1 pseudogene is annotated in these 264 nt (G+C 62.9%); it reads left to right on the top strand.

Features of this window, described 5'->3' with window-relative positions:
* Positions 1-136 precede the first annotated feature (136 nt).
* Positions 137-264 (top strand): annotated as a pseudogene (locus tag SB772_RS42100) (hydrolase); the annotation flags it as partial.

Genomic DNA, 264 nt, shown 5'->3' with positions numbered 1-264 from the left:
CCGCGGTCATTGCAACGCGCCGTGAACGAAGCCGACAGCGTATGCTCGCGGCTGGGTCGAGCCAAACCGCATAGCGCGACGCGATCAATCGCCATCCACCGCGAATCAATTGAAGCAAAAAGCAAAGGAAAGCAATATGGCCTGGGAACAATTCGAACATGGCTGGCGGCGTGCGCCGCTGCAGGCGCCCGCCAAAGGGCTCGTGGTCCTGATGCACGGCGTGGGCAGCAACGCGCGCGACCTCATGCCGCTCGCCGACATCTG

Source organism: Paraburkholderia sp. SIMBA_030 (genome assembly GCF_046535245.1).
Taxonomy (GTDB): domain Bacteria; phylum Pseudomonadota; class Gammaproteobacteria; order Burkholderiales; family Burkholderiaceae; genus Paraburkholderia.
This window is presented reverse-complemented; position numbering and strand designations above follow the sequence as displayed.